25 protein-coding genes and 1 pseudogene are annotated in these 24,532 nt (G+C 67.4%); 18 read left to right on the top strand and 8 right to left on the bottom strand.

What is annotated here, in order from left to right; all coding sequences use genetic code 11:
- Positions 1 to 89 precede the first annotated feature (89 nt).
- Together EV644_RS03495 and EV644_RS03490 are read left to right on the top strand one after the other, a co-directional pair.
- Complete coding sequence (locus EV644_RS03495) at positions 90 to 710, top strand: PH domain-containing protein (protein ID WP_132186989.1); 621 nt, start codon at positions 90 to 92, stop codon at positions 708 to 710.
- 40 nt (positions 711 to 750) lie between these two features.
- The gene (locus EV644_RS03490; protein ID WP_132186990.1) at positions 751 to 1,206 is read left to right on the top strand and encodes a PaaI family thioesterase; all 456 of its coding nucleotides are present in this window, start codon (positions 751 to 753) and stop codon (positions 1,204 to 1,206) included.
- 8 nt (positions 1,207 to 1,214) lie between these two features.
- On the opposite strand, the gene EV644_RS03485 is transcribed toward EV644_RS03490, so the two are convergent.
- Positions 1,215 to 1,775, bottom strand: a complete 561-nt coding sequence (locus tag EV644_RS03485) for a GtrA family protein (protein ID WP_132186991.1) — start codon at positions 1,773 to 1,775, stop codon at positions 1,215 to 1,217.
- A gap of 144 nt (positions 1,776 to 1,919) precedes the next feature.
- Between EV644_RS03485 and EV644_RS03480 the strand changes: the two genes are divergently transcribed.
- The 3 genes from EV644_RS03480 (at position 1,920) to EV644_RS03470 (ending at position 4,918) form a co-directional block, all read left to right on the top strand.
- The gene (locus tag EV644_RS03480; RefSeq protein ID WP_132186992.1) at positions 1,920 to 3,092 is read left to right on the top strand and encodes a 5-(carboxyamino)imidazole ribonucleotide synthase; all 1,173 of its coding nucleotides are present in this window, start codon (positions 1,920 to 1,922) and stop codon (positions 3,090 to 3,092) included.
- Positions 3,093 to 3,120: 28 nt separating this feature from the next.
- Positions 3,121 to 3,624 (top strand): 5-(carboxyamino)imidazole ribonucleotide mutase, encoded by a 504-nt coding sequence (gene purE / locus EV644_RS03475; RefSeq protein WP_132186993.1) that lies wholly within the window; start codon positions 3,121 to 3,123, stop codon positions 3,622 to 3,624.
- A gap of 73 nt (positions 3,625 to 3,697) precedes the next feature.
- A complete protein-coding gene (locus tag EV644_RS03470) occupies positions 3,698 to 4,918 on the top strand; it encodes an MFS transporter (protein WP_132186994.1) in 1,221 nt (406 codons plus the stop codon).
- 52 nt (positions 4,919 to 4,970) lie between these two features.
- Here EV644_RS03470 and EV644_RS03465 read toward each other — a convergent pair whose 3' ends face one another.
- Positions 4,971 to 6,317 carry a UDP-glucose dehydrogenase family protein gene (locus tag EV644_RS03465; protein WP_132186995.1) on the bottom strand — a complete coding sequence of 449 codons (1,347 nt, stop codon included), beginning with the start codon at positions 6,315 to 6,317 and terminating at the stop codon, positions 4,971 to 4,973.
- Positions 6,318 to 6,452: 135 nt separating this feature from the next.
- Here EV644_RS03465 and EV644_RS03460 point away from each other — a divergent pair, with 135 nt between their 5' ends.
- From EV644_RS03460 to EV644_RS03450, 3 genes and pseudogenes are all read left to right on the top strand, one after another.
- The gene (locus EV644_RS03460) at positions 6,453 to 7,616 is read left to right on the top strand and encodes an acyl-CoA dehydrogenase family protein (RefSeq protein ID WP_132186996.1); all 1,164 of its coding nucleotides are present in this window, start codon (positions 6,453 to 6,455) and stop codon (positions 7,614 to 7,616) included.
- Positions 7,617 to 8,433: 817 nt separating this feature from the next.
- A pseudogene (locus tag EV644_RS47655) lies at positions 8,434 to 8,640 on the top strand (hypothetical protein); the annotation flags it as partial.
- Complete coding sequence (locus EV644_RS03450; RefSeq protein WP_132187611.1) at positions 8,625 to 9,548, top strand: toprim domain-containing protein; 924 nt, start codon at positions 8,625 to 8,627, stop codon at positions 9,546 to 9,548. The pseudogene EV644_RS47655 and the gene EV644_RS03450, both read left to right, overlap by 16 nt.
- On the opposite strand, the gene EV644_RS03445 is transcribed toward EV644_RS03450, so the two are convergent.
- Positions 9,511 to 10,182 carry a TetR/AcrR family transcriptional regulator gene (locus tag EV644_RS03445; protein WP_132186998.1) on the bottom strand — a complete coding sequence of 224 codons (672 nt, stop codon included), beginning with the start codon at positions 10,180 to 10,182 and terminating at the stop codon, positions 9,511 to 9,513. The two genes, EV644_RS03450 and EV644_RS03445, sit on opposite strands and share 38 nt — an antisense overlap.
- 104 nt (positions 10,183 to 10,286) lie before the next feature.
- Here EV644_RS03445 and EV644_RS03440 point away from each other — a divergent pair, with 104 nt between their 5' ends.
- From EV644_RS03440 to EV644_RS03415, 5 genes are all read left to right on the top strand, one after another.
- Positions 10,287 to 10,643, top strand: coding sequence for a nuclear transport factor 2 family protein (locus EV644_RS03440; RefSeq protein WP_132186999.1), 357 nt, complete (start codon positions 10,287 to 10,289; stop codon positions 10,641 to 10,643).
- A gap of 873 nt (positions 10,644 to 11,516) precedes the next feature.
- Positions 11,517 to 12,380 carry an NAD(P)H-binding protein gene (locus EV644_RS03430; RefSeq protein ID WP_132187000.1) on the top strand — a complete coding sequence of 288 codons (864 nt, stop codon included), beginning with the start codon at positions 11,517 to 11,519 and terminating at the stop codon, positions 12,378 to 12,380.
- The gene (locus tag EV644_RS03425) at positions 12,377 to 13,321 is read left to right on the top strand and encodes a haloalkane dehalogenase (protein WP_199239617.1); all 945 of its coding nucleotides are present in this window, start codon (positions 12,377 to 12,379) and stop codon (positions 13,319 to 13,321) included. The genes EV644_RS03430 and EV644_RS03425 overlap by 4 nt, the downstream gene beginning before the upstream one ends.
- A 5-nt stretch (positions 13,322 to 13,326) precedes the next feature.
- A complete protein-coding gene (locus tag EV644_RS03420; RefSeq protein ID WP_241997776.1) occupies positions 13,327 to 13,854 on the top strand; it encodes an anthrone oxygenase family protein in 528 nt (175 codons plus the stop codon).
- Between the two features lie 299 nt (positions 13,855 to 14,153).
- Positions 14,154 to 14,651, top strand: coding sequence for a MarR family transcriptional regulator (locus tag EV644_RS03415; RefSeq protein WP_132187001.1), 498 nt, complete (start codon positions 14,154 to 14,156; stop codon positions 14,649 to 14,651).
- A gap of 257 nt (positions 14,652 to 14,908) precedes the next feature.
- Here EV644_RS03415 and EV644_RS03410 read toward each other — a convergent pair whose 3' ends face one another.
- From EV644_RS03410 to EV644_RS03395, 4 genes are all read right to left on the bottom strand, one after another.
- Complete coding sequence (locus EV644_RS03410; RefSeq protein ID WP_199239616.1) at positions 14,909 to 15,487, bottom strand: NAD(P)-dependent oxidoreductase; 579 nt, start codon at positions 15,485 to 15,487, stop codon at positions 14,909 to 14,911.
- A gap of 313 nt (positions 15,488 to 15,800) precedes the next feature.
- Positions 15,801 to 16,493 carry a hemerythrin domain-containing protein gene (locus EV644_RS03405; protein WP_199239615.1) on the bottom strand — a complete coding sequence of 231 codons (693 nt, stop codon included), beginning with the start codon at positions 16,491 to 16,493 and terminating at the stop codon, positions 15,801 to 15,803.
- The gene (locus EV644_RS03400; protein WP_199239614.1) at positions 16,457 to 17,332 is read right to left on the bottom strand and encodes an NAD(P)H-binding protein; all 876 of its coding nucleotides are present in this window, start codon (positions 17,330 to 17,332) and stop codon (positions 16,457 to 16,459) included. Before EV644_RS03400 ends, EV644_RS03405 begins: the two co-directional genes overlap by 37 nt.
- A 260-nt stretch (positions 17,333 to 17,592) precedes the next feature.
- Complete coding sequence (locus tag EV644_RS03395; protein WP_241997778.1) at positions 17,593 to 19,134, bottom strand: aldehyde dehydrogenase family protein; 1,542 nt, start codon at positions 19,132 to 19,134, stop codon at positions 17,593 to 17,595.
- Between the two features lie 101 nt (positions 19,135 to 19,235).
- On the opposite strand from EV644_RS03395, the gene EV644_RS03390 reads away from it, so the two are divergent.
- Positions 19,236 to 20,165: a LysR family transcriptional regulator gene (locus EV644_RS03390; RefSeq protein WP_132187002.1), complete on the top strand. Its 930-nt coding sequence runs from the start codon at positions 19,236 to 19,238 to the stop codon at positions 20,163 to 20,165.
- Here EV644_RS03390 and EV644_RS03385 read toward each other — a convergent pair.
- On the bottom strand, positions 20,147 to 21,136 hold the full coding sequence (locus EV644_RS03385) for an Lrp/AsnC family transcriptional regulator (RefSeq protein ID WP_199239613.1): 990 nt from the start codon (positions 21,134 to 21,136) through the stop codon (positions 20,147 to 20,149). The genes EV644_RS03390 and EV644_RS03385 overlap by 19 nt on opposite strands.
- A 131-nt stretch (positions 21,137 to 21,267) precedes the next feature.
- On the opposite strand from EV644_RS03385, the gene EV644_RS03380 reads away from it, so the two are divergent.
- The 4 genes from EV644_RS03380 to EV644_RS03365 all read left to right on the top strand — a co-directional run bounded on the left by EV644_RS03380 (position 21,268) and on the right by EV644_RS03365 (position 24,500).
- Positions 21,268 to 22,344: an alkene reductase gene (locus EV644_RS03380; protein WP_199239612.1), complete on the top strand. Its 1,077-nt coding sequence runs from the start codon at positions 21,268 to 21,270 to the stop codon at positions 22,342 to 22,344.
- Between the two features lie 256 nt (positions 22,345 to 22,600).
- The gene (locus EV644_RS03375; RefSeq protein ID WP_132187004.1) at positions 22,601 to 23,056 is read left to right on the top strand and encodes a nuclear transport factor 2 family protein; all 456 of its coding nucleotides are present in this window, start codon (positions 22,601 to 22,603) and stop codon (positions 23,054 to 23,056) included.
- The gene (locus EV644_RS03370) at positions 23,053 to 23,760 is read left to right on the top strand and encodes a class I SAM-dependent methyltransferase (RefSeq protein ID WP_132187005.1); all 708 of its coding nucleotides are present in this window, start codon (positions 23,053 to 23,055) and stop codon (positions 23,758 to 23,760) included. The genes EV644_RS03375 and EV644_RS03370 overlap by 4 nt, the downstream gene beginning before the upstream one ends.
- Positions 23,757 to 24,500 carry a DUF6081 family protein gene (locus EV644_RS03365; protein WP_132187006.1) on the top strand — a complete coding sequence of 248 codons (744 nt, stop codon included), beginning with the start codon at positions 23,757 to 23,759 and terminating at the stop codon, positions 24,498 to 24,500. The genes EV644_RS03370 and EV644_RS03365 overlap by 4 nt, the downstream gene beginning before the upstream one ends.
- Positions 24,501 to 24,532: the final 32 nt, after the last annotated feature.

Here is a 24,532-nt window from a genome sequence, read left to right as displayed (position 1 = left end):
ATTAGTTAAGGTTCAACCATCAGTGGGGCCGTCCCCGCCTGATCGTGTCGGGCGGCGACAGCGGCCCCGGGAACTGTGAGACTGGAGCCATGGCGATCTCGGCGAAGTTGTTGGGTGAGGACGAGTACGTCGTCGTCAGCACCCGGACGCACTGGAAGGCGCTGATCTTCCCGGTCTTCCTGCTGCTCGTGGTGGCGGCCGGCGGCGGCTTCCTGGCCGCGATCGTGCCTCAGGGCGGCCTGCAGACCCCGGGCCGGATCGCGATCGGCGTGGTCGGCCTGGTGGTGCTGCTCGTGTTCGGCGCCAAACCGTTCCTGAACTGGTTCTTCTCGACCTACACGCTGACCAACCGGCGGCTGATCACCCGGCACGGCATCCTCACCCGGACCGGGCGCGACATCCCGCTGATGCGGATCAACGACGTGTCCTACGAGCACGGCCTGATCGACCGGATCCTCGGCTGCGGGACGCTGCAGATCGAGTCCGCCGGTGAGCGCGGCCAGGTGATCCTGCCGGACGTGCCGCACGTGGAGCACATGCACCTGCAGATGTCCGACCTGCTCTTCGGCGGCCCCGAGGGCAAGCCCGGCGACGGCATCCTCGACGACGAGGCCCCGCCGGAGCACCTGCAACGCCGTCCCCGTCAGCAGCAGCCCGCCGAGCCGGACGCCGAAACCCTCTTCAGCTCCGACGACAACGATCGCCGCTAACTGAGGCTGGGAAGCCGGCAGGCGTCTCTCGAGGAGATTCGTGGAAGACCAGGGACGGGAGCAGGCGACCCCAGAGGTGCAGGACCGCATCAGAGCCAGTTTCGAACGCCAGGGGCTGATGGCTCATCTCGGAGCCCGCCTGAGCCACATCGGATCAGGACAGGTGCACATTGTGCTGCCTGCACGGCCGGAGGTGACCCAGCAGCACGGCTACTTCCACGCCGGTGCCACCAGCGCGATCGCGGACAGTGCGGGCGGCTACGCGGCCTTCACGCTGTTCCCCGAGAACACCTCGGTCCTCACCGTCGAGTACAAGGTCAACCTGCTCGCACCGGCCGAAGGTGAACACCTCGAGGCAGTCGGGAAGGTGCTCAGGTCCGGACGGACGCTGACCGTGTGCCAACTGGAGGTGTTCGGCGTCCAGGGCACGCAGCGGTCGCTCGTGGCAGCGGGCCAGCAGACCTTGATCTGCATCGAGGCTCGAGCCGAACAGTGACGTGAGAGTCAGCGGATGACCGGGAGGTCGCCGGTGCTCTCGGCGTCCAGGGCGGCCGGGCTGTCCGGGGCCTTGGGGTGCTCCGCCTCGTCCAGTTCGATCTCCTCGCGGAAGACGAACTTGCGGTACGACCAGAAGCGGAACAATGTGCCCAGCCCCAGGCCGATGACGTTCGCGGCGATGTTGTCGGCCAGCGCGTTGTGCAGGTCGAGGACGTAGCGGGAGAAGCCGAGGCAGGCGGCCGCGATCAGCAGGCCGATGCCGTTCAGCACGAAGAAGAGCACGTACTCGCGGTGCAGCCCGGTGCGCTCCCGGTGCCTCCAGGTCCAGTGCCGGTTGCCCAGGTACGTCGCGACGGTGGCCACCGTGACCGAGATCACCTTCGCGGTCAGCGGCTTGTGGTGCAGCATGCCGTCGCCCGGCGTACCGAACACGAGGGGGTTGTCGAAGACGAGCCAGTTGTAGATCGGCAGGTCCACGACCATGCCGAGCAGTCCGACCAGACCGAACTTGGCTACTTCGTGCACCAGGTGCTCGACCTGGCGGTACAGCCTTGTGACGATCTTCAACGGTCCAGGAAACTCTCTGTGAACACGGACTACTGGTCAGGGCGGTTTCCCACGGTACCCGGCAACCGGTCCGACCCCGAAATCCGCCGCGCGCCGAACCAGCCCCCGGCGTACCGCCTGTTGTCAGCACATTAGGCTCCACCCGTGAAGTTCGAGCGGAAAGATCTACCCGTCGGGACTCCCGTGGTCGCCATGGTCGGGGGTGGTCAGCTGGCGCGGATGACGCAGGAGGCGGCGGTGGCGCTGGGGATCCAGTTGCGGGTGCTCGCGGAGGGGCCGGCGGTGTCCGCCGCGCAGGCCGTCGCCGACGCGCCCGTGGGCGACTACCGCGACCCCGAGACCGTACGCCGGTTCGCCGCCGAGGCGGACGTGGTCACGTTCGACCACGAGCACGTTCCGACCGACCTGCTCCGGCAGCTCGAGGCGGACGGGGTCAAGGTGCGGCCGGGTCCGGACGCACTGGTGCACGCCCAGGACAAGGCGGTGATGCGGCAGCGGCTGGACGTGTTCGACGCCCCCGCGCCGGCGCACCAGGTGGTCGCGTCCAAGGCGGATGTCGAGGACTTCGCCAAGCGCATCGGCGGCTTCCCGATCATCTTGAAGACCACCCGCGGCGGATACGACGGCAAGGGCGTCTGGGTGGCTGAGAGTGCCGACGACCCGACCGCCGAGGAGGCGTTCCGGGCGACGGTGCCGATCCTCGCCGAGGAGAAGGTCGACTTCGTCCGCGAGCTGTCCGCGGTGGTCGCGCGGTCGCCGCACGGCCAGGCGGTCGCCTACCCGGTGGTGGAATCCGTGCAGAAGGACGGGATCTGCGTCGAGGTCACCGCGCCCGCGCCGGGTCTCGCGCCGGACCGGGCAGCGCAGGCCCAGCAGACCGCGCTGCGGATCGCCAAGGAGCTCGGCGTGGTCGGGATCCTCGCGGTCGAGATGTTCGAGGCCCGCGACGGCCGGCTGCTGGTGAACGAGCTCGCGATGCGCCCGCACAACACCGGCCACTGGTCGATCGAGGGCGCCGTCACCAGCCAGTTCGAGAACCACCTGCGCGCAGTGCTGGACCTGCCGCTCGGGTCACCCGCGGCGCGTGCGCCGTACACGGTGATGGTGAACGTGCTCGGTGGTGATGTGGAGGACATGCACCTCGGGCTCCTGCACTGCATGGCGCGTGATCCCGGGCTGAAGGTCCACTTCTACGGGAAGTCCGTGAAGCCGGGGCGCAAGATCGGCCACGTCACGGCGTACGGGGACGACCTGGAGGAGACCCGCGAGCGCGCGCGGCACGCGGCGGCGTACCTGACCGGCACGATCGACGAATGACCGGCACCACCGACGGAGGACTGGCAGCATGAGCGTGGGAATCGTGATGGGGTCCGACTCGGACTGGCCGACGATGAAGGCGGCGGCGGAGGTGTGTGTCGAGTTCGACGTGCCCTTCGAGGCCGACGTGATCTCCGCGCACCGGATGCCGGTGGAGATGATCGAATACGGCCGCGCGGCGCACGGGCGCGGGCTGAAGGTGCTGATCGCCGGGGCCGGTGGCGCCGCGCATCTACCCGGCATGCTCGCCGCGGTGACCCCGCTGCCGGTGATCGGCGTCCCGGTGCCGCTGAAGTACCTGGACGGGATGGACTCGCTGCTGTCCATCGTGCAGATGCCCGCCGGGGTCCCGGTGGCCACCGTGTCGATCGGGAACGCCCGCAACGCGGGGCTGCTCGCGGTACGGATCCTGGCCACGCATGACGAGAAGTTGCTGGACCGGATGAGCGCCTTCCAGGAGAGCCTGGCCGAGCTGGCCCGGGCGAAGGGAAGCACCGTCCGTGATGGCGCGGAAGAGTTGCGTAGATCCTGACCGTTCCCAGTTTCCACAGCCTCGGGCAGGGTAGCCGTGTGATCCCGTCCATTGTCGTCTAAGGTCGTCGATCGTGACTCCGCCCGCAGAACCGGACACACAGCGCATCCCGGTCCGCTACTGGATCTGGCTGTTCGGCGCCGCTGTGTCCCTCCTCGGCGACCTGACGATGACGTTCGCCATCGGATGGTCCGCCAGCCAGCACGGTGGCCGGACCGCCGGGCTGGTGCTCCTCGTGGCCGCCGCGCCCCGCGCCGCCCTGTTGCTGATCGGTGGTGCCGTCGGCGACCGGTACGGCGCGCCCAAGGTGCTGCTCGCCAGTTGTACGGCGATGTTCCTGCTCACGCTGGCGTTGGTGCCGGCCACACTGGCTGTCGGTGAGCCCGTCTGGCTGCTGCTCGCGACCGCGCTCGTCGTCGGCGTGATCGACGCGTTCTTCCTGCCGTCGGCCCGGTCGATGCCACGGCTGCTGGTGCCGCCGGAGCAGGTGCCGCGGGCGCTGGCGAGCTTCCAGGTGACCGGCGTCGTCTTCGCCGTCACCGGTACGGCGGTCGGCGGCGTGCTGGTGAGCTGGTCGGGCCTGACGGCGGCGTCCGGGTTCGACGCGCTGACCTTCGGCGTGATGATCGTCGTCCTGCTCGTACTGCGGGAGCCCGCGCCGGAGCAGACGGGTCCCCGCACGGGCATGTTCCGCTCGATCGCGGACGGCATCAGGATGGCCTTCGGCCGCCCGCTGACCCGCGCGCTGCTGATCACGATGACGGTGGCGGCAGGTCTGCTGATGCCGTTGGACGCCCTGCTGCTGCCCTTGCTGGCAAGGGCTCACGGCTGGGACGCATCGACCGCTGGTCTGCTGGTGGCCAGCCGCAGCCTGGGCGTCGGCGTGATTGCGCTACGCATCCTCACCCGCGGCGCCTTCCCGCGGCCCGGTATGTTCGCCGCCTTCGGACTGCTGTTGGCCGGCGTCGGGCTGCTGGGGCTGTCGGTGCTGGATCCGCTGCCGCTGACGATCGCGGCCGGTGTGGTCAGCGGCATCGGTGTCGGGACGTTCACGGGCCACGTGCTGCCGCTGCTGATGAACTCGGTGGAGCGCGAGTACCAGTCGCGCCTGCAGTCCGTCGTGGTGCTGTGCCAGAGCCTCGCGCTGGTGGTGATGAACCCGGTGCTCGGCACGTTCGCGGACGTGCCGAGCGTTGGCATCACGGGCGTCTGCCTCGGCATCGGCGTCGCCTCGGTCCTGCTCGGCCTGATCGCCCTGACCCGCCCCGTCCTCCGCAACGCCGCCGTCGCCTAGCTCAACGCAAGAGCTGGGGCTCACAGGATCGTGAGCCCCAGCTCTTGCGGTACTACGGCTTGCCGGGGGCCTTGTAGGTCCAGCCGGCGTCGCGCCACTTCTTCGAGTCGAGGGACAGCCTCGCGTCGACCACTACCGGATTCTCGACGGCACCCCGCAGCGCGGCCGGGTCGAGCTCGCGGAACTCGGGCCACTCGGTGAGGTGCAGGACCAGGTGTGCGCCCTCGCAGGCCTCGGCCGCGGAGGCGGCGTACCGCAGCGTCGGGCGGACCTGGCGCGCGTTCTCCATCGCCTCCGGGTCGTAGACGGTGACGGTCGCGCCGTGCAGCTGGATCCGGCCGGCCACGTCGAGTGCGGGCGAGTCCCGGACGTCGTCGGTGCCGGCCTTGAACGCGGCGCCGAGCACGGTGACCTTCCTGCCGACCCATTCGGCGCCGAGCAGTTCGTGCACCACGTCGACGATCCGGCCGCGGCGGCGCTGGTTGATGTCGTCGACCTCGCGGAGCAACGTGATCACCTCCTCGACGCCGAGCTCACCCGCCCGGGCCATGAACGCACGCAGGTCCTTGGGCAGGCAGCCCCCGCCGTACCCGGGGCCCGCGTTCAGCATGCCGCGCCCGATCCGCTTGTCGTGGCCGAGCGCGTCGGCCAGCTGGGTGACGTCCGCGCCGGCCGCGTCGGCCATCTCCGCGAGCGCGTTGATGAAGGAGATCTTCGTGGCCAGGAAGGCGTTCGCGCCGCCCTTCACCAGCTCTGCGGTGGGCCGGTTGCAGACCACCACCGGGGTGCCCTCGGCGATCGGCCGGGCGAACACCTCGCGCATCCTGGCTTCCGCCGCCGGAGTCTGGACGCCGAAGACGAGGCGGTCCGGGTGCAGGGTGTCCTCGACGCCGTGCGCCTCACGGAGGAACTCCGGCTGCCAGGCGATCTCGATGCCCTCGCCGGCGGGAGCCTCCGTGTGGAACCGCCGCTCCACCACCTTCGACGTACCGACCGGGACGGTGGAGCGACCGACCACCAGGCACGGCCGGGTCAGGCCCGGCGCGAGCATGTCGACCACCGAGTTCACCTGGGACAGGTCGGCGGCGTCGCTGCCCTCGGTCTGCGGCGTGCCCACGCAGATGAAGTGCACGTCGGCCCAGTCGGCGATCTCGGCGTAGTCCTTGGTGAAGCGTAGCCGGCCGGAGTCCACGTGTTTCTTCAGCAGCGGATCCAGCCCTGGTTCGTACAGCGGAGCCTTGCCGTCGTTGAGCAGCTTCAGCCGATGCTCGTCGATCTCGACGCCGATCACGTCGAAGCCGAACTCGGCCATTCCGGCGGCGGTGTTGGCGCCGAGGTAGTTCGTGCCGATCACCGCGATCCGCAGCGGTCGGTCGCTGGTGGGCGTGCCTTCAGTCATGCCCGCGACTCTACCGATGCCGGTGAGCAGCTGATGACAGGCTCATGGCCACGGGGCGCCGCGAGGGTGCGCTGTTGGTCACTTTCCGGGTACGCCGGGTCCCGGCGGCGGGCGATTCGTCGTACATTGCAACTCGTGAGTAACTCATTCGACCTGTACGCGCTGTCCGAGGAGCACCAGGCGATCCGCGAGGCCGTTCGCGACGTCTGCGACGCGAAGGTGGCCCCGCACGCGGGCGACGTCGACGAGCTCGCCGAGTTCCCCAATGCGTCGTACGACGCGCTCAAGGCGTCGGACTTCCACGCCCCGCACATCCCCGAGCAGTACGGCGGCGCCGGGGCGGACGCACTCGCCACCGTGATCGTGATCGAGGAGGTGGCCCGCGCCTGCGCGTCCACCTCGCTGATCCCGGCGGTGAACAAGCTCGGCTCGCTGCCGTTGCTGCTGACCGGGTCGGACGAGGTCAAGGAGAAGTACCTGCCGCCGGTGGCCGCGGGTGACTCGATGTTCTCGTACTGCCTGTCGGAGCCCGAGGCAGGCTCGGACGCCGTCTCGATGAAGACCCGCGCGGTGGCCGACGGTTCGGAGTACGTGCTGAACGGTGTGAAGCGCTGGATCACGAACGCCGGCGTGAGTGACTTCTACACGGTCTTCGCGGTGACGGACCCGGACGCCCGGTCGAAGGGGATCAGCGCCTTCGTGGTCGAGAAGTCCGACGACGGCGTCTCCTTCGGCGCGCCGGAGAAGAAGCTCGGCATCAAGGGCTCGCCGACCCGCGAGGTGTACTTCGACGCCGTCCGGATCCCCGCGTCCCGGATGATCGGCGCCCCCGGCACCGGCTTCAGCACCGCGATGGCGACGCTGGACCACACCCGCGTGACGATCGCGGCCCAGGCGCTCGGCATCGCGCAGGGCGCGCTCGACTACGCCCTCGGGTACGTCAAGGAGCGCAAGCAGTTCGGCAAGCCGATCGCCGAGTTCCAGGGCCTGCAGTTCATGCTCGCGGACATGGGCATGAAGATCGAGGCGGCCCGCCAGCTCACCTACGCCGCCGCGGCCCGCTCCGAGCGCGGCGACTCCGACCTCACCTACTTCGGCGCCGCCGCCAAGTGCTTCGCCTCCGACGTCGCGATGGCGGTCACCACCGACGCAGTACAACTCCTCGGCGGCTACGGCTACACCCACGACTACCCAGTCGAACGCATGATGCGCGACGCCAAAATCACCCAGATCTACGAAGGCACCAACCAGGTCCAGCGCATCGTGATGGCCCGCCAGTTGCTCAAAGGGCTTGGGTGACCGCATCTGTGCAGGTCAGAGCTCGATGAGACGGGGAAATGAGCCGAGATGCGCGCAGGCGCGGTCTGGGCTGGTGGCAGTGGTACACCGACGTGCCAACCCGGCCGACAGATCCCTGAGAGCTCCATCAGCGACTTGCGCGGAACGAGGTATCCGCCGAGGTGGAAGCGGGCGCTGACTCGACGCGCCATGGGAGCTCTCCAGCCACGGCAACGGACCAGCTAGAGCGGGCGTCCGAGATGTCCCGCCGAGATAGTTCCTCGTTTAGGCGCTTCCCTCGAGCGCCGTCTTCGCGGCTCCATTCTGTAGGCGTTCGGGCCGTGGCGGGTCAGGCTGTTTGGCGGCGGCGAGGGCATGTCCCTCAGCCCTGAGCTAAGTCCGGCCGCGCCCCTTCTGCGAGCGCTGACTCAGCACACCGGTGTCGAGAATCGAATTCCTTCCGCGAACCGTGGCCGGTACCGCGGGCCAGCGACCTTACGCAGATTTCCGCGGCTCTGTGCGACTGCCGCCTGATCCAGGACTCCTTGAATTGAGATCCCGGTTCTGTCGCGCGGGTTCGATCGGCACGGTTGGTGGTTGATACCCGACGGTCGAAGGGCAGGAGGACTGATGCGCGTTGGCGAGGGTGGACGCGACAAGCAGCGTAGGTGGCTGGGCAGTGAGTGAGCGCGCAAGGCTGATCGAGGCCCACCGCGAAGCTGCGGCGTTCTATCGTCGGGCGTTGCTGCAGAGACCTAGTTGGCCCGTTGAGTATCTCCGGGCGCGGCGACTCGATCATGTGCTGGCGTGGAATTCGAGCTGACCGGTCGGGTACGCGCCCGATGCGTGGTCGGGGTTGATCGATCACCTTCGCCGGAAAGGCTTCGACGACAAGGTTCTGCTTGATGCCGGCTTGGCGAAGGTTACGCACAACGGCTACATGATCGATCAGTTCAAGGATCGGCTGATGTTCGTTGCCCACGACAGAGCGTCCGATGTGTCGGCTTTGTCGGCAGGGGACGTGGGCAGTTGGTCAAGTACTTGAACACGTCCACGACACCGATCTACGAGAAGTCGAAGACGCTCGTCGGCCTGGGGGAGCAGAGGAAACTCCTTGCGAGAGGCGGCATTCCCGTCCTGGTCGAGGGGCCGACCGATGCGTTGGCCGTTGACCGGTTGAGTCGGCTTACCCGGTGCGGATGGGCGGGCGTCGCCGGTGCCGGAACGCGACTGTCGGTTGAGCAGAGCAACTTACTGAGCCACAGAGCGACCTCGGACATTGTGATCGTGGCGACCGATGGGGATGCAGCCGGGAGGTCGGCTGCGATCCGCTGGCTGGGTCCATTGTCGGCGGTGTTTCGCGACGTTTTGTGCGCCGAGCTCCCGGCTGGCCACGACCCGTCATCGCTGTTCGCCTCGGAGTATGGCGCCGATCGCCTGAGCCGCGCGTTGAGTTTCGCGCGACCCTTGGTCGATGTTGCGATCGACACCGAGCTGTCGCGGTGGTCTCGGGTGCTGGATCACATCAGTGGCCGGGTGAATGCACTTCGTGCCGTCCTGCCGTTGGTCACCAAGATGCCCAAGGATCGTGTTGCGGCAGAGGTGATCCGGCTGTCGCGGCTGCTGCAGCAACCCCGGCGATGCCGTCGAGCAGTTTGCCGAGGCCGAGCGCGCCTGGCCGCGAGCGCGAGCTGGGGCGCGCGGCGGAGGCCGGCCTTCTCGGCGTCCGCTAGAGGGTTCAATACGAAGTCCAGCCGTTGCACCAGGGCGGCCTCGGCTCTCTCCTTGCCGAAGGCAACGACCTTCATCTCGTCGACCGATACCACTCCACCCACCGATCGAAGGCGGCATGGTGAGAAGGACCGGCGGTCCCAACGGCATCAGAGGTTCGCGCGCCTGTGGCTGATTTCCAGTGCTACCGCCCGCGCACCTGCGCTCGGCTACGACGCGTAGGCGTCCGGGTCGGCCTGGCGCCTGTCTCTTCGGAGTCGGGGATGATCTTGTGGATGGCGCGGCGGGCGCGCTCGCCGGCTGCCCGGTCGCGGTGCAACTGGATTGCCTGGTTGGCGCTGAGGGCCACGCCGTTGAGCTCGAAGACGAGCTGAGTCAGGTCGGTGTCTGCCGGGAGCTCCCCGGTCTCGATGGCGGCCTGGATCTCGCCGGTGAGCAGGGCGTGCCAACCACTCGACGCGGACAGCACCGCCGTACGCACGGCGCCCGGTCGTCCCTCGAACTCAGCGGCAGCCGCGATCAACAGACAACCACCCGCCGCCGCTTGTTGCGCTTCGAGGTACGAGATCCAGGCGTCACACAACCGCAACAGCCGATCCCGACCAGCGGGAAGAGCCCCGACTTTGTCCGGCACCTGATGACGCATCGACTCCACCGCCGCGTCGAACGTGGCCAGCTGCAACGACTCCTTCGTGCCGAAATGACCCAGGATGCCGGCCTTGCTCATCTTCAACTCGAGAGCCAGACGGCCGATGGTGACGCCCTCCAACCCCTCCTTCGACGCCATCGCAACAGCCGCCTCGATGATCCTCGAGCGGGTCGCCTGCGCATCCATGGCTGATCGTCGAGGACTCATGGCCACAGCTTAGCAACCGATCGATCGCCTTTACAGACCGATCGATCGGTTGCTAAATTGCCGAGAAGCGCCTCCCCGAGTGGCGCGACAACCAAGGAGATCCGATGCCCGACTTCGTGAACCGCTGGGCGACCTTCTGGTCGCAACCGACCCCTGAAGCAGTCCGCGAGCTGACCCACCCCGACATCGTGCTCCGGTGGCCCGGGCAGGCAGCGCCGATCACCGGTGCGGACGCCTGGGCCGCACGGGTCGCCGGAACAATCGCACGATTCCCCGACCTCCGCCTCGAAGTGACCGGTCACGCCCAAGAAGGCGAGACCCTCTTCATCAGCTGGCGCGGATTCGCCACCGTCAACGACGAGCCGGCCGAGTGGGAAGGCATCGACCGGATGACGATCCGCGACGGAGTTGTCGTGGACTCCCTGGTCGCATTCGACACCACCGCACTCAGAGCCCCCTGACCGAACCGAGCAGTGGCGCTGTCCCGAAGGCGGTTCCTGTGAACCCCTCCCGAGCATGAGTTGACCTGGCCCGCCTACGACCGGCCGAGCGACCTGACGGCGATCGAAGCCGTCGCCTTGGCCGACCGCGCATTGCCCGATTCCACGGACGGCGTACTCGATCGCACCGCCACTCGGTGGCCCGATCGTCCCGGACCCCGGTACGCTCCCGCCCGCTGGTGATCGACCACTCCGCTGCCGCAGCGCCCCGTACTACGGTATGCCGCCGACCACCCAGACCGGATAGCGGGTGTTGTCCTCGTCTCGCCCTATTTCCTGCAACAACGACCCACCTGGTCCCTGCGCACCGTCCCCATCGGCGCCACAATGCTCCGACGCGCAACGGTCGCTCAACTCGCGCAATCCCTGCTCGGACCCGCCAGCCTCGACCCGGACGGCATCGGCTCACCGGAAACCCAAGCTGCCCGCCACGCAATCGAGTCCGCGGCAACGCACCTGCGCCGGCCAGGGGCAGCCCGCCGCACCGCCCAATGGCTACACGACGCCCAACAGAGAGCCGAAAGATCCAACCCCCGCGAACTGCTGCGCTCGTGCCGCGTGCCCGCACATCTCATCGTGGGCGACCAGGATCCATTCGCCGCGCCTGACGGCACGACCAACCTCACCACCATTCCCACCGCCGGCCACAACCCCCAACTCAGCCACCCCGCACTGGTCGCAGCCGCGATCAAGACATTCGCAGATCAAACCCGCTGCCTGGAAAGCCCTTAGGCTCTGCCTTGACTCCATATAGTACGATCAACGTGTAATATGACTTACAGAATACCAAAGTGAGATCGGTGCTGCAGTCGGCAGCTGAGAGAGGGACCGAGGATGATTCTGATCACTGGAGCGACCGGCCTGGTTGGCCGAACGCTCGTCGCAACACTCAAGAGCCGGGGCGCCGGCATCCGTGCCGTCACACGGACCGCTGGAACGGCGCCGCTGCCGGCGGGCGTCGAGACCGTCGTTGCCGATCTGACCCGGCCGGAGAGTCTCGCAGCCGCGCTGGAAGGTGTCGATGCGCTCTTCGTGCACCCACGCGCCGTCGGTGAGAACGCGGGGAAGTTGCTGGCGCTGGCCGCAGAGAAAGGCGTACGGCGGGTCGTCACGCTGTCGGCGATCAACGTCGACGATGACCCGGCGTACCAGCCGTCGCGCATGAACGGCGACCTCAACAAGGAGGTCGAGGACGAGGTCGTGGGCAGCGGACTCCCGTGGGTCGCCGTGCGGGCCAGTTCGTTCGCCATCAACGCAATCGGTGTGTTCGGCGCCCAGGTCCGCGCCGGCGACGTCGTTCGAGCGCCGTACGCGAACTTCGCCGAGGCACCGATCCATGAACTGGACCTAGCCGCCGTCATCAGTCATGCACTGCTCGGCGACGACCTGGACGGTCGTCGGGTCTCAGTCACGGGCCCGCAGTCGCTGACCCACGAGGAGATGGTCGCCGTGATCGGCGCGGTGGTCGACCGTCCGCTCAGCTTCCAGGAGGTGCCGCCCGAGGCGGCCGCCCGCGGAATGGTCGCCAACGGACTGCCGGAGGCTTTCGTCACCGCACTCATGGCCAGGTACGCGCGCGGCGCCGGACAGCCCGCAACCGTCACGCACGAGGTGGAGCAGATCCTCGGCCGCCCCGGCCGGACATTCGCCCAGTGGGTCGCCGACCACGCGGACGCATTTCAGCCGGAGGCGTCATGACGATCGACATCCGCCGCACGCCGGACGCCCGCTTCGAAGGGCTGCTCGACTACCCGTTCGAACCGCATTACGTCGCGATCGACGCCGGCGATGGTTCCGGGGCCAGGCTGCGTGTCCACTACGTCGACGAACAGCCGGCTCAGGACGAAGCGTCGGGGGAGACGGTGCTGCTCCTACATGGCGAGCCGACGTGGAGCTACCTCTACCGGCAGATCATCCCGCCGCTGGTCGCCGCCGGGCATCGCTGCATCGCCCCGGACCTGGTCGGATTTGGCAAGTCCGACAAGCCCACCGACCGATTCGCCTACACCTATCAAGCTCATCTCGACTGGCTCCGCGAGATAGTCTTCGACCGGCTGGACCTCAACGACATCACCTTGGTCTGCCACGACTGGGGCGGCCTCCTGGGCCTGCGCCTGCTGGCCGAGCACCCGGACAGGTTCCGGCGCGTCGTGGCCACGAACACCTCGCTACCCACCGGCGATCAGGACCCCGAAGGCCCGCTTGCTGTCTGGCTGCAGCTCAGCCAGCGAGCGAACCCGTTCGAGCCGAGCAAGGTTGTGGACCGCGGAACGGTGACCGAGCTCGATCCGGCAGTCCGGGCCGCGTACGACGCGCCCTTCCCCGACGAGACCTATCTGCAGGGCGCCCGTCAGTTCCCGCTCCTGGTCCCGATCACGCCGTTCGACCCCGCAGCCCCGGCGAACCGGGCGGCATGGTCGGCCCTGAAGAAGTCGTCCGTCCCGTTCCTGTATGCACACGCCGAGCGGGACTACGGGGTCGGAGGTGGGAGGACGATGCTGCGAGAAGGGATCCCGGGCGCCCGAGAGGTCGTGATCATGAACGCCGGTCACTTCATCCAGGAGGACAGCGCGCCGGAACTCGTGACTGCGATCGACCAACTCATCCGCTCCACGCCGGCCACCGAGACGGTCGGGTGACCGTCATGTCTGAGAGCATGACCGTCAGGCTGGTGCGTGGGTCAAGTGTGCTTTTCGCCGGACTCTTCTCTGGCTTCGTGCTGGGGGTTCTCGTCCTCGAGCACTCCTTGCGGGCTTACAACGCTTCGGTTTACACGCAGGTGCGGCTGGTCGAGCTCGATTCGCTGGACAATCTCGCGTCTGCCACATTGATCCCGGCGCTGGTCTGCACCGTGATCGTCGCGTTCCTCAGCATCAAAGCCAGAGGCAACGATCGATGGCTGGTGCTGGCGGCGTTCGTGCTGCTGGTGGTGGTGTTTGTCACGTCGCTGGCGATCAATGTGCCGATCAACGGCGATCAGGCGGACTGGTCGGTGCAGACTCCGCCGGCGGACTGGGCGGACATCCGCGATCGCTGGCAACTTGCGCATGTCGTCCGGACTGTCTGCGCTGTGCTGGCGTTCACTTTGCTGACCGTTGCCGCGCTCACTCGTCGTGGTCAGCGTGGCGCCGCGTCCGAGCCCGACAAGAAGCCGTTGACAATCAAAGCATGACGGCGATCAGGTACTGCGTACCGGCCGAGGCAACACGACGACCTCGGCAACAGCACGGACGGCGCCGTACACGACGCGAATGACACGGCTTGACGCAAGGGCGGTCACGACGGCCATCTTCCCGCGACGCCCGAACCGTGTCCGCTCCGGCGGACACGGTTCGACAAACGCTCGGCAAGGCGCACTCGGCCAGACGGCGACGCTGCTCTAGCACTCTGTGCGGTCTCTGATCAGACATGATGTACTTCGACATGTATAATGCGAAACCGATATTATACGGAAATCAGGAAGGTTGTCGAATGGAGCCGATGACATCCGGAGGCGCCGACGCCGTGCGGCTCCGTCGACGGACGACCGCCGGGATCAAGGAATCTCTGCGGGAGTTGAGTGTCCAGCTGGCCCTCCTCAACCATCAGGTGGGTGCGCAGGTGTCAATGCGCGATGTCGACTTCTCCTGCCTCGATCTCATCAACCGTCACGGCCCGCTCAGCCCGACGGAACTCGCGCGGCGGGCAGGTCTGCATCCCGCCACGCTCACGGGCGTCGTCGATCGGCTTCAACGCGCCGGCTGGATTACGCGTGACCGCGACCCTGAGGCGGCCGACCGACGCGCCGTCACGCTCCGCGCTCAGCGCGGTCGAGCCGGCGAGCTGTTTGAGCTGTACTCAGTGATGAATAGTTCCATGGATATGGTCTGCTCCACATATGCCGACTCCGAACTGGAGTTGCTCGCCGATTTCTTGCGACGTACGACTGACGCAGGGCAATCGGCAACCAACCTGCTGGCACGCAACTGACCGGCCCTCGGCCGCCCGGCTGTTCACCGCGGCAGCCCAGTCACAGCACTTCAACGGTGGCCCGACACAAGCGTCTTCGCCAGTGCGCTGCTACTCGGCGGGTGCTGGTGCGAGGCAGATAGCTGGCGGCCGTACACCGGGCGCAGCAGCGAATCGATGTCCACATACGCCCGGGCCTGCTCGACAGGATTCAGGACGCCGATACTCCCGATTCTCCTTGCCCAGAAGGTACTTCCACTGTCAGGCCCGCCGATGGATCAGCTAGCCATCCACGGATCCAGGCTTGGTCTTAGTCTCGAATGACGGCGTCGCCGCGCATCATCTGCGCATGGAGTGCCTTCGGTGGTGGTCACCGCGATCGCCTTGCGGATGAACCGGATATCGGTGACCTGCTCGAGCATGCTGGCGGCGAGGTCGGCGAGGTCGGCGAGGTCGGCGAGGTCGGCGAGGTCGGCGCGGCTGGTGAGGATGCCGGGCGCCCGATCTTCGTAGACCTGGTAATGGCTGACAGTGGGAGCGTCGAACAGGCTTGAGGGACGAATGACCGTCCATTGCAGGTCGCTGCCGCGCAGGTGCTGCTCCATGAGGCGCATGTCCGCGTACGGCGTCTTCCCGACGGTCGCGACGACGATCGGCTGCAGGATGCGGTTCACCCGGAAGCCGCCGTCGTCGTGGTGGTGCGGATAAGTGGCGCTCGAGCTCACCGCGACGACCCGCTTGACGCCGTGCTGGGACATGGCGGCGCTGATGTTGAGGGTCCCGTCGCTGTAGACAGTGATGGGCTTGCGGGTGAACGGTACGCCGAGGGTGCAGGGCACGGCATCGACGCCGGCCACCGCGCGCGGTCGACCGCCTCGCGGTCGTGTACGTCGACCCCGATGACGCGGAGCTGATCATGGCTGAGCGGGAACTCGCCGGGTCGTCTGGTCACCGCGATGGCCGACAGAGCGGGAGTCGTGAACCCGAGCGGAATGGGAGAGGCCATGAAACAGGGCTCAGGTCGCTCGCGATGCACGAAGGCAGGATGTCCGGCCCTGCCAGGTTGGCCACTGGGCCGACATTGATGGCTAGTCGCACGGTGGCCGGGTAACCATATCTGCCGACCACCGCTGAGATCCTTGGTTGTACCTGCGAAACTCTGGAGTCGGATCAGGCCGCCCAGAGCTTTCGCCGCTGGTAGCGGGACTGCCAGAACAGGCGATTGATGATCCGGATGGGCGAGGGCATCGCGCCGAGGAAGCGTTCGCGCTCGCTTGACGATGCTCCGTCGAGGATCCACGGGACGTACATCGCGGCGCCCTTGGGGCCTTGCTGGCGAGCCATCGCGCCACGGAAGGCGCTCCAGTCGTTGGGTGTAAGTACTTCCTGGATGAGCGGAAGCGCGCTCTCTTCCTCGTGTTTCATGTGGTTGCCGAGCCCGTCGGCCAGCTGCCGAGTCAGATCGGCAAGATCGTCGGACCCCCGTGCCATGGCTTGATCGACTGCCTTGAGGAGCGGGTCGAGTAGAGCGTGTTCGTCCTCCATCTCCTTCATCAGGGCAAGGTCCTGAGGCCGGTCGACCACCGCGCGCTCGACGCGTGGCCACAGCTCGGCATCCTCGACCGTGTGATGAACAACGAGTTGGTTCTTGAAGTTCTCCCAGCCGGCCTGAGCCGCTGGAGTGAGGGCCGTGCCCGCCAGCGAGGCGGCCACGAGGCGCTCGAGATCGCGCCGGAAGGCATCGTGGGTGGAGTACATGATGGTGAAGTCGATCGCGTCTTCAACTGGGTGTTGCGACGAAGCGGACATCTGTGTGATACGACCTTTCAGTTCCGGAAGGCTGCGGCGTTCTCGGACGCCCACTCGGCAAACGAGAGCGCCGGCCGACCCAGGAGACGTTGAACAGTGTCGGTGGTTGGTCCCGGCTTCAGTGCGTAATCGGCCAGTGAGCCGAGCAAGCGATCCGGGACCTCCTCGGGAAGCCCCTGGGCGAGCATGCCCTGGCGAACCTGCTCGGGAGGCATCTCGGCGAAGCTGAGCTCTCGGCCGAGAGCCTGACCGATGAGGCGCACCTTGTCGTACTGATTCAGCGATTGCGGTCCGGTCAGAACGTAGGAACGTCCTTCGTGGCCGGCGTTCAGTAGCGCGTCCGCGGCGACGGTCGCGATATCCCGCTGGTGAATCGGCGATGTTGCCGCGTCACCGTAGGCGCCGCGAACTACGCCGGTGGCGCGGATCTGGGGCGCCCAGGCCAAGGCGTTGGCCGCGAAGTCGGCGGACCGCAGGAAGGTCCATGCCAGCCCGGAAGCCTTGGCGGCCTCCTCCGCCAACTCGAACTGCTCGACGAAGCGGCGTTGACCAACCGGATATTCCACGGTCGCCGCGGACAGTACAACCACCCGCTTGCCGCCCCGATCGGCTGCCATCGACAGCAACTCGGCTGTAGCGCCCGAAACAGCGCGCGGACTCAGCAAGACGGCCTCGACGCCATCCAGAGCGGAGCTGAGCGTTTGCGGCTTGGACGGGTCCGCCCCGACGACGTGAACGCCGTCAGGCAGTGCTGCGGTGGACGGATCGCGAGTGACCGCAGCCACCTCGGCGCCTCTGCCTCGTAGCACGCCAATGGCCTCGCGCCCGACAGCGCCGGTCGCGCCGGTAACCAAGATCATGACCTGTCCCTTCTCTGCGATGATGCGTTCCAAACCTCTTCGTGCGGAGCCCATATTATACGAACATCACATTATCGGAGGTGACTGTGTCTCGCGTCTCACGAACGGGGCCAAGAGGGCTTCCAGTCGCGCCTCGCGCAAGGCGTGTGAGTCATGAGGTTCTCGACAGCCATCAGGGCGTGCCGAGCTGCCGGCACAACGCTCCCACACCGAGTAGCCCTCGGAAGGTGCGTCGCAGCGGGTCGATCGCTCCGGCGTACTGGGTCTCATCGCCAGGCGACAGACAGTACCGATCAGAGGTCGAGGCCGGTGAGCACGAGCACGCGGTCCTCGGTCAGGTCGAGCATCGCGGCCTTCACGCCCTCGCGCCCGATGCCGGAGTCCTTCGAGCCGCCGTATGGCATCTGTTCGGCTCTGTAGCTCGGCACATCGCCGATCACAACGCCACCGACCTCCAGCTCGCGATGTGCCCGGAAAGCCAGCTGAAGGTCGCGGGTGAACACCCCTGTCTGCAGGCCGTACCGGGAGTCGTTCACCGAGGCCAAGGCCTGGTCGATCGTGTCGAACCGCTCGAGAGTGAGCACCGGACCGAACACCTCTTCGGTCGCCAGTGTCGCCTCACGCGGTACGCCGGTGAGCACGGTGGGCGCAACGCTGTTCCCCTCGCGTGTGCCGCCAGTGAGCATTGTGGCGCCGGCCAGAACGGCCTCGTCGATCCAGGCCATGATCCGCTGGGCGGCGGCCTCGTTGATCACTGGGCCGACCTGAACACCCTCCCCGGTCGGGTCACCCGTCCGCAACTCGGATACGGCCACGACGAGCTTGTCGACGAACTCCTCATAAACGGCGCTGTGCACGAGCACCCGTTGCACCGAGATACAGGATTGTCCCGCCTGGTAGTTGCCGAACAACGCGATCCGCTCGGCTGCTGCCCTGATGTCCGGCCAGTCGTCGTTCACCACGACAGCGGCGTTTCCGCCCAGTTCAAGCGTGACGTGCTTTCGCGGGACCTGCGTCCGCAGAGACCACCCGACCGGACCGGAGCCGGTGAACGACACCACCGGGAGCCGGGGGTCCTCGACGAGTGCGGGCATCCGGTCGTTGGCGACCGGCAGCACGCTGACCATTGCTGGCGGCAACGAAGTCTCCGCCAGCAGCTCCCCGAGCAGCAACGCCGACAGCGGAGTGGCCGGAGCAGGCTTGACCAGGACCGGGGCGCCGACCGCGATCGCCGGCGCCAGCTTGTGCGCCACCAAGTTCAGCGGGAAGTTGAACGGGGTGATCGCAAGCACCGGTCCGCGCGGAAATCGCCGTACCACCGCCATCCGGCCGGTCGCCCCCGCGTCGGTGTCCAGCCGCTGAAGCTCTCCGGAGAACCTGCGTGCCTCTTCGGCAGCCCACCGAAATGTCGACGCCGCCCGGGCCACCTCACCGCGAGACCAGATCAGCGGCTTGCCGCTCTCGGCGGTGATCAGCCGGGCGACCTCTTCGGCTCGTTCGGCGAGCCGCCCGCTGACGTGGTCGAGCGCGGCGGCCCGGACGTGGGCGGGAGTCGCTCGCGCCTCGGCCTGGACTGTGTGGAGGTCGCTGACTGCCTGCTCGATCTGCACGTCGGTCGGGGTGCAGACCGCATCGACCACGGATCCGTCCCACGGCGACTCAACCGTGAGTTCTGTGTCGGCGAAGGTCTGCTTGCCGGACAACCAGAACGGCCTCATGCGGCGACGAGTGTCGAGGTCCCGATCATGGTCATCGCGAGTCCCGAACCCCGGGTCGACGAGATGGTTGCCGTCGGCATCGACAGGGATGCGGTGCTGCTCCACCGGCTGGCGCATGGCTGACTCCTCGAGAAGACGATGCACCGCCATCCTCGGCTCGCCATGCCATGCTGTCCAAGACTCGAATCGCATTGCGCCGATGCCTGGGAGGCATGCAAGTGGAACTGCGCACACTGCGCTACTTCGTCGCCGTGGCCGATACCGGGTCTGTCACCGCCGCGGCCCGGACCCAGCACGTCGCCCAGCCCTCGCTGTCGCGGCAACTGCGCCAGCTGGAACGCGAGCTCGGTATCGCCTTGTTCGACCGGCGGGAGGGCCGGCTGAGGATCACTGCGGCCGGGCGCCTGTTCCTCCCCGTCGCGCGGGAGGTGCTGAGCCGCGCGGCGGCCGCACGGGATGCGGCGGCCAGCCTCGCCGCCGGCCGGCTCGAGCGCGTCACCATCGCCGCACCAGGCACCACCCTGACCGACGTCATCGCACCATTCGTCGCCACGATCGGACCTGACGACCCACTGCCTGCCGTCCGCGAATCGTTGCCCCGCACGATCTATGCCGAGCTGGGCCGCGGCGCCGACCTCGTGGTTGGGACCGAACCACCGCCCGCCGCGATCCGCAGTATGCCGCTGGCGCAACTGCCGGTCTGGGCCTATGTTCCGGCCGGCCACCCGTGGGTCGGCCGCGACGAAGTCGACCTCGCCAACCTGCTCCGAGAAAACTTGCTGATGCTGACCGACGACTTCCACCCTCGCCAGGCTCTCGATCGCGCGGTCAGCGCCGAGGGCCGCGGATACGGCCCCTTGCTGGAGTTCAACGCCCCCCAGGTCGCGCAGGCCTTGGCCGCCGCCGGCCGCGGAGTGGCCGTGGTCTCCGACGATCCGCGCTTCGATCTGCACCCGGTCAGGATCGTGGGCACCCGTGGGCCGGTGCACATCAGCCTGTACGCCGCCTGGGAACCTGGCCACCATGCCGTGCACGCAATTGCCGGCCTGGCCCAACGGCTCAGCGACTTCTGTGTCGCGCGATACGGCCCACAGGTCCGACCGCTACGTCCGACCCCGTTCGTTGGAGGTCAGTGGGCGGCGCTGTGATATGGCAAGCCCAAGGTGACGGCGGTCTTGATGGTGCGGAGGACCGGCGCGGTCTCGAGGTGGGTCACAGCTGGGAGGACCGCGATGCGCCGCGTGATGTATGCGTACAGCTCGGTGACGTTGGAGCACACCACGCTGGCAACCAGGTTGGTCGGGCCGGTGGTCGCCGCGACGTAGGCGACTTCCGGGTGCTCGGCGAGCTGCCCGCCGACCTGATGGAGCTGAGCCGGTGGCACCGACAGCCACAGCAGTGCCTGGTAGCGCAGCCCGAGCAGTGCGCGATCAAAGTCGACGTCGAAGTACAGCACACCCGCGTCCTGCAGAGCGGCCATCCGCCGGCGAACGGTGGTCTGCGACCATTGGGTGACCTTCGCGAGATCCGCCAGCGGAGCCCGGCCGTCCTGATGCAGCGCCGCCATCAGTCGATGGTCGCCGTCGGTTAGGTCGAGCGGGCTACCAGTCGGCGGCGGCGGCTGCAGCTGCCGCACCTGCTCTGCGCTGAGGATGTCGGTGTTGTCGAGGACGCCGTGAGCGCCGCTGGTAAAGACATGCAGCACGCAGTGCGCGGTAACGTCAAGGACCCGCGGGGTCCGGGGGAGCTGCTGCAGCAGTAGGGAATCTCCATCGCTTGGCTCCCGGGTGCGAACGACGCACATGACGTCGGTACCGCCGGAGGTGAGCTGCACCCACGAGGTGTCGTGACGCCGCGCGAGCGCGTCGGCGACGGCCTTTGCTGCGTCCGGTGTGCAGCGCACGCGCGTCAGCCACACAAGCTCGCCGAGCAGGAGCGGGTTGGTCAGGCCGATGACGCGCAGTGCGCCATGTGAGCGCAATCGTGCGTACCGGCGGGCGACGGTCTGGCCGGAGACACCCAGCACCTCCGCCACGCGGCTGAGCGACATGCGGCCGTTGATCTGGAGCGCGTGAGTCAATTGGCGATCCAGATCGCGATATTCGTGCATATTCGCCATCCAAGCCAGCTTAGTGGATGTTTTAGCCGTCGTCGGTGATCTTGCTGACCCTGCTCGCCAAGGCTGCCTGATACTCGGGCAGCGGCGAGCCCGCGGAGTCAGTTCCCACACATGCCACCCAGGAGATCACCATGCCTTCCGCCTTTGACTCGGCTACCGTCGGCGGACTGACTCTGCCGAACCGGATCGTCATGGCACCGATGACCCGCAGCCGGGCCTACGGCCCGGGGCACTCGCCGACCTCGCTCATGGCCGAGTACTACGCACAGCGCGCCTCAGCCGGTCTCATCGTCACCGAGGGGACGCAGCCGTCCAGGATCGGTCAGGGCTACCCCAACACTCCCGGGTTGCACAGCGACGAGCAGAGTGCCGCCTGGCGCGAGGTCACTGACGCCGTGCATGCGGCCGGCGGACGAATCTTCGCCCAGCTGTTGCACACCGGCCGCATTGGTCACCCGGTGCTGATCGACGGCCTGGATCCGGTGGCTCCGTCGGCCGTCGCGGCCAAGGTGTCGATCTTCACGCCCGAGGGTCTCAAGGAATGTGTGACGCCACGGACCCTGACCGGTGGGGAGGTCGAGCAGACCCTGGCAGACTTCGTCGCCGCGGCCAAGAACGCTATCGCGGCTGGATTCGACGGCGTCGAGGTCCATGGAGCCAACGGCTATCTCGTGCACCAGTTCCTCGACCCCACGACCAACCTCCGAACAGATGGCTGGGGTGGTTCGGTCGACGGTCGTCTCCGATTCGCCGTCGAGCTGATCCGGGGGATCGCTGACGCGATCGGGCCGCAGCGGACCGCGTTACGGATTTCGCCGGGAAACCCCTACAACGACATGTCCGAACCGGACCCGCACGCCACCTACCTCGCGCTCGCGGAGGCTCTGCGACCGCTCGGCCTGGCCTACCTGCACATGGTCGAGACCGGCGACCGTGATCTCACCCGGAAGCTGCGCGCGGAGTTCGGCGGTCTGTTCATGCTCAATCCGCGCACGGCTCCGGGGCATACCGGCCCTGAGCATCTGGTGCTGGTCGAGGACGGTACGACCGATCTGCTGTCCTATGGCGCGTTGTTTCTCGCCAATCCAGATCTCCCGCAGAGGCTCGCCGCCGGCGGCCCGTTCAACGCCCCGGACCGGGCGCGCTTCTACGGCGGCGACGAGCGAGGCTTCACCGACTATCCGACGCTGCCAGAACTGCCGGCCTGATGGCGCGCAGCGAGGAGCAGCAGATCGCAAAGTTTGGTAGACAGAATTAGAGTCTGTCTGACAGACTCCGAAGATCCGAGCGGGAACCGCGACCGCCGTCGCGCCGGACAGGCTCTTGGGCCGGCAATCGCCCAGCTGTGCGCCGATGAGGGAGCGTCCGTGTGCATCACGGACATCCAGGACGGCGACGTCCTGACGTCGCAGCCACCCGATCCGTACCGACGTCCGGCCCTCGGCCGGGCGCTGAGGAGGAGACATGGAAGATCGCATCCGTCGGCTGTCGGACGAGTCCGACATCCGGGAACTGCTGCTCGAGTTCGCCAGAGCGCTCGACGCGGCGGACTGGACGGCGTACGCCGGGACCTTCGCCGAGGACGGCGTCTTCGAGATCTACGACCAGCACCGGACCGGGCGCGATGAGATCGCCGCTGGTCCGCGCCAGGATCTGACGCGCTGGGATCGTACCCAGCACTACGTGACCAACCTGGCCGTGACCGTGGATGGCGACATCGCGACGGCGCGGGGCGACATGCTCGGGGTACACATCCCCGACAAATCCGAACCCACCAAGCACGCTGACGTGGGGGGCATCTATCACTGCCGTCTCCGCCGCACCGATGAGGGCTGGAAATTCAGCAACGTACGGGTGGAGATCCTCTGGTTCGCGGGCCTGCCGATGCCGCGCGACCTGCCGCTGGAGCCTTCCGCGTGAGCGGCGGCGAGCCGGGGCCGTGGGAGGCATTGCCGCACTCTGAGGCCGAACGCTGGGGCGAGGACATCTTCGACCCGCAGACGCGACGACGCTGGTGCGCGGCCATCATGTTCGGTGGCCTGCCGTATCTCTGGCGGTATCCCGCCAAGGTCCCGCGCGACATGTTGCTCGACAGCCTCGAGCTTCGTGACGGTGACCGGGTGCTGCTCGTCGGCGAGGCCGTCGAGGACGTCGGCTTCGACGCCGACATCTCCGCGGCGATCGGGGAGAAGGGCGAACTCGTCTCGCTTGACCTGCGCTCCCGTGTTCTCGACAAGTTCCTGTCGGGCGAGGTGCCGAAGTGGGAGTGGACCGAGACTCACGAGTTTCCGGACGAGCACTTCGACTGCGTACTGGTCGGCCAGGCGGTGGCCCATGCGGGGGACTGGCACCGAGAAGGTGCGGAACTCCTGCGGGTGATGAAACCCGGTCGCCGGATCGTGCTCGGCGAGATCTCCTTCTCAGAGACGTTCTACTCGCGGGTGCAGACCGACGTGCACATCGAGTACTGGGTCCGGAAGCTGATGGCGGGCATGGGTGAGCCCTTCGATGGACTCCCGTACTGGAACCTCACTGAAGTCGCCGGCGCCTTCAACGGGCTCGTCGACGAACTCGAGACGTTCGAGTGGCGTGGCGTCGACCTTCTCTGGGGGCGCAAGCCATGACCACTCCATCCCAACAGACCCAGCCAGGCTGGGTTGTCTACGACGAGCTTGCCGGTCCTGAACTGGTCCCGGCACGCTGGGCACCGGAGCAGCTTCCGCTCCCAGAGGGCGGCGTTCGGATCCCCTGCGATCCGAACGCCGACGTACGGGTCGGCGACGGCCAGGTACGGGTGAAGATCCCGCGGTTCTCGCTGTCGCACGACAAGTCCCAGGCCGCCGACAACGTCAAGTATCTGATGTTCTCCACGGAGCGGATCGAGCTACCCGCCGAGGGGCCCGCGGTCTTCGGAGTGGATCTTGCCGTAAGCAACATCGGCGGCGACCCCGCGGACGTTCGGGCCGGACTGGCCAGCCTCAATGTGGTCGACCTGGACGACAGCGGGTGCGTCTTCGACATCTGCGCCACCGAGGAACGCGTCTTCGCACTCCACGAGCGGATGGTGTTCGGCGCGAAGCCCGGCTACGAGTTCTCGCATCTGGTCGAGTCCCCGTTCCAGCCGTTCGGCGGGCGATCCGGCCGAGCTCTGGACTGCGAGATCATGCTCGACCGCGGTCGCTCACTGGCCGTTTGGCAGGTGGATGGGCGGCCGATCTACCGGGCGACGGGGGTGCGGATCCCCGAGCGTGTGCGAGTCGGGTTCGGCGTGTTCACCCTGGTCCCCATCGCCGACGGTCGCAGCGACAGTCTGCGCGGCCAGGGGCTGGATGCGACCTGGCGTGCCTTCAGGTACCGCATCTGAGCATGCGCGAGATCCGATCTGACGCAAGGGAG

The organism is Kribbella orskensis (genome assembly GCF_004342085.1).
In the GTDB taxonomy this organism is placed as follows: Bacteria; Actinomycetota; Actinomycetes; order Propionibacteriales; family Kribbellaceae; genus Kribbella; species Kribbella orskensis.
The sequence above is the reverse complement of the archived record's forward strand: the minus strand, read 5'-3'. Positions and strand labels throughout refer to the sequence as shown.

Coding starts and splice junctions, on each gene's coding strand:
- EV644_RS03385 (WP_199239613.1), bottom strand. CDS start 21,136: ATGGCGAATATGCACGAATATCGCGATCTGGATCGCCAATTGACTCAC.
- EV644_RS03440 (WP_132186999.1), top strand. CDS start 10,287: ATGCCCGACTTCGTGAACCGCTGGGCGACCTTCTGGTCGCAACCGACC.
- EV644_RS03495 (WP_132186989.1), top strand. CDS start 90: ATGGCGATCTCGGCGAAGTTGTTGGGTGAGGACGAGTACGTCGTCGTC.
- EV644_RS03445 (WP_132186998.1), bottom strand. CDS start 10,182: ATGAGTCCTCGACGATCAGCCATGGATGCGCAGGCGACCCGCTCGAGG.
- EV644_RS03380 (WP_199239612.1), top strand. CDS start 21,268: ATGCCTTCCGCCTTTGACTCGGCTACCGTCGGCGGACTGACTCTGCCG.
- EV644_RS03420 (WP_241997776.1), top strand. CDS start 13,327: ATGTCTGAGAGCATGACCGTCAGGCTGGTGCGTGGGTCAAGTGTGCTT.
- EV644_RS03415 (WP_132187001.1), top strand. CDS start 14,154: ATGGAGCCGATGACATCCGGAGGCGCCGACGCCGTGCGGCTCCGTCGA.
- EV644_RS03430 (WP_132187000.1), top strand. CDS start 11,517: ATGATTCTGATCACTGGAGCGACCGGCCTGGTTGGCCGAACGCTCGTC.
- EV644_RS03465 (WP_132186995.1), bottom strand. CDS start 6,317: ATGACTGAAGGCACGCCCACCAGCGACCGACCGCTGCGGATCGCGGTG.
- purE (WP_132186993.1), top strand. CDS start 3,121: ATGAGCGTGGGAATCGTGATGGGGTCCGACTCGGACTGGCCGACGATG.
- EV644_RS03375 (WP_132187004.1), top strand. CDS start 22,601: ATGGAAGATCGCATCCGTCGGCTGTCGGACGAGTCCGACATCCGGGAA.
- EV644_RS03425 (WP_199239617.1), top strand. CDS start 12,377: ATGACGATCGACATCCGCCGCACGCCGGACGCCCGCTTCGAAGGGCTG.
- EV644_RS03395 (WP_241997778.1), bottom strand. CDS start 19,134: ATGCGCCAGCCGGTGGAGCAGCACCGCATCCCTGTCGATGCCGACGGC.
- EV644_RS03365 (WP_132187006.1), top strand. CDS start 23,757: ATGACCACTCCATCCCAACAGACCCAGCCAGGCTGGGTTGTCTACGAC.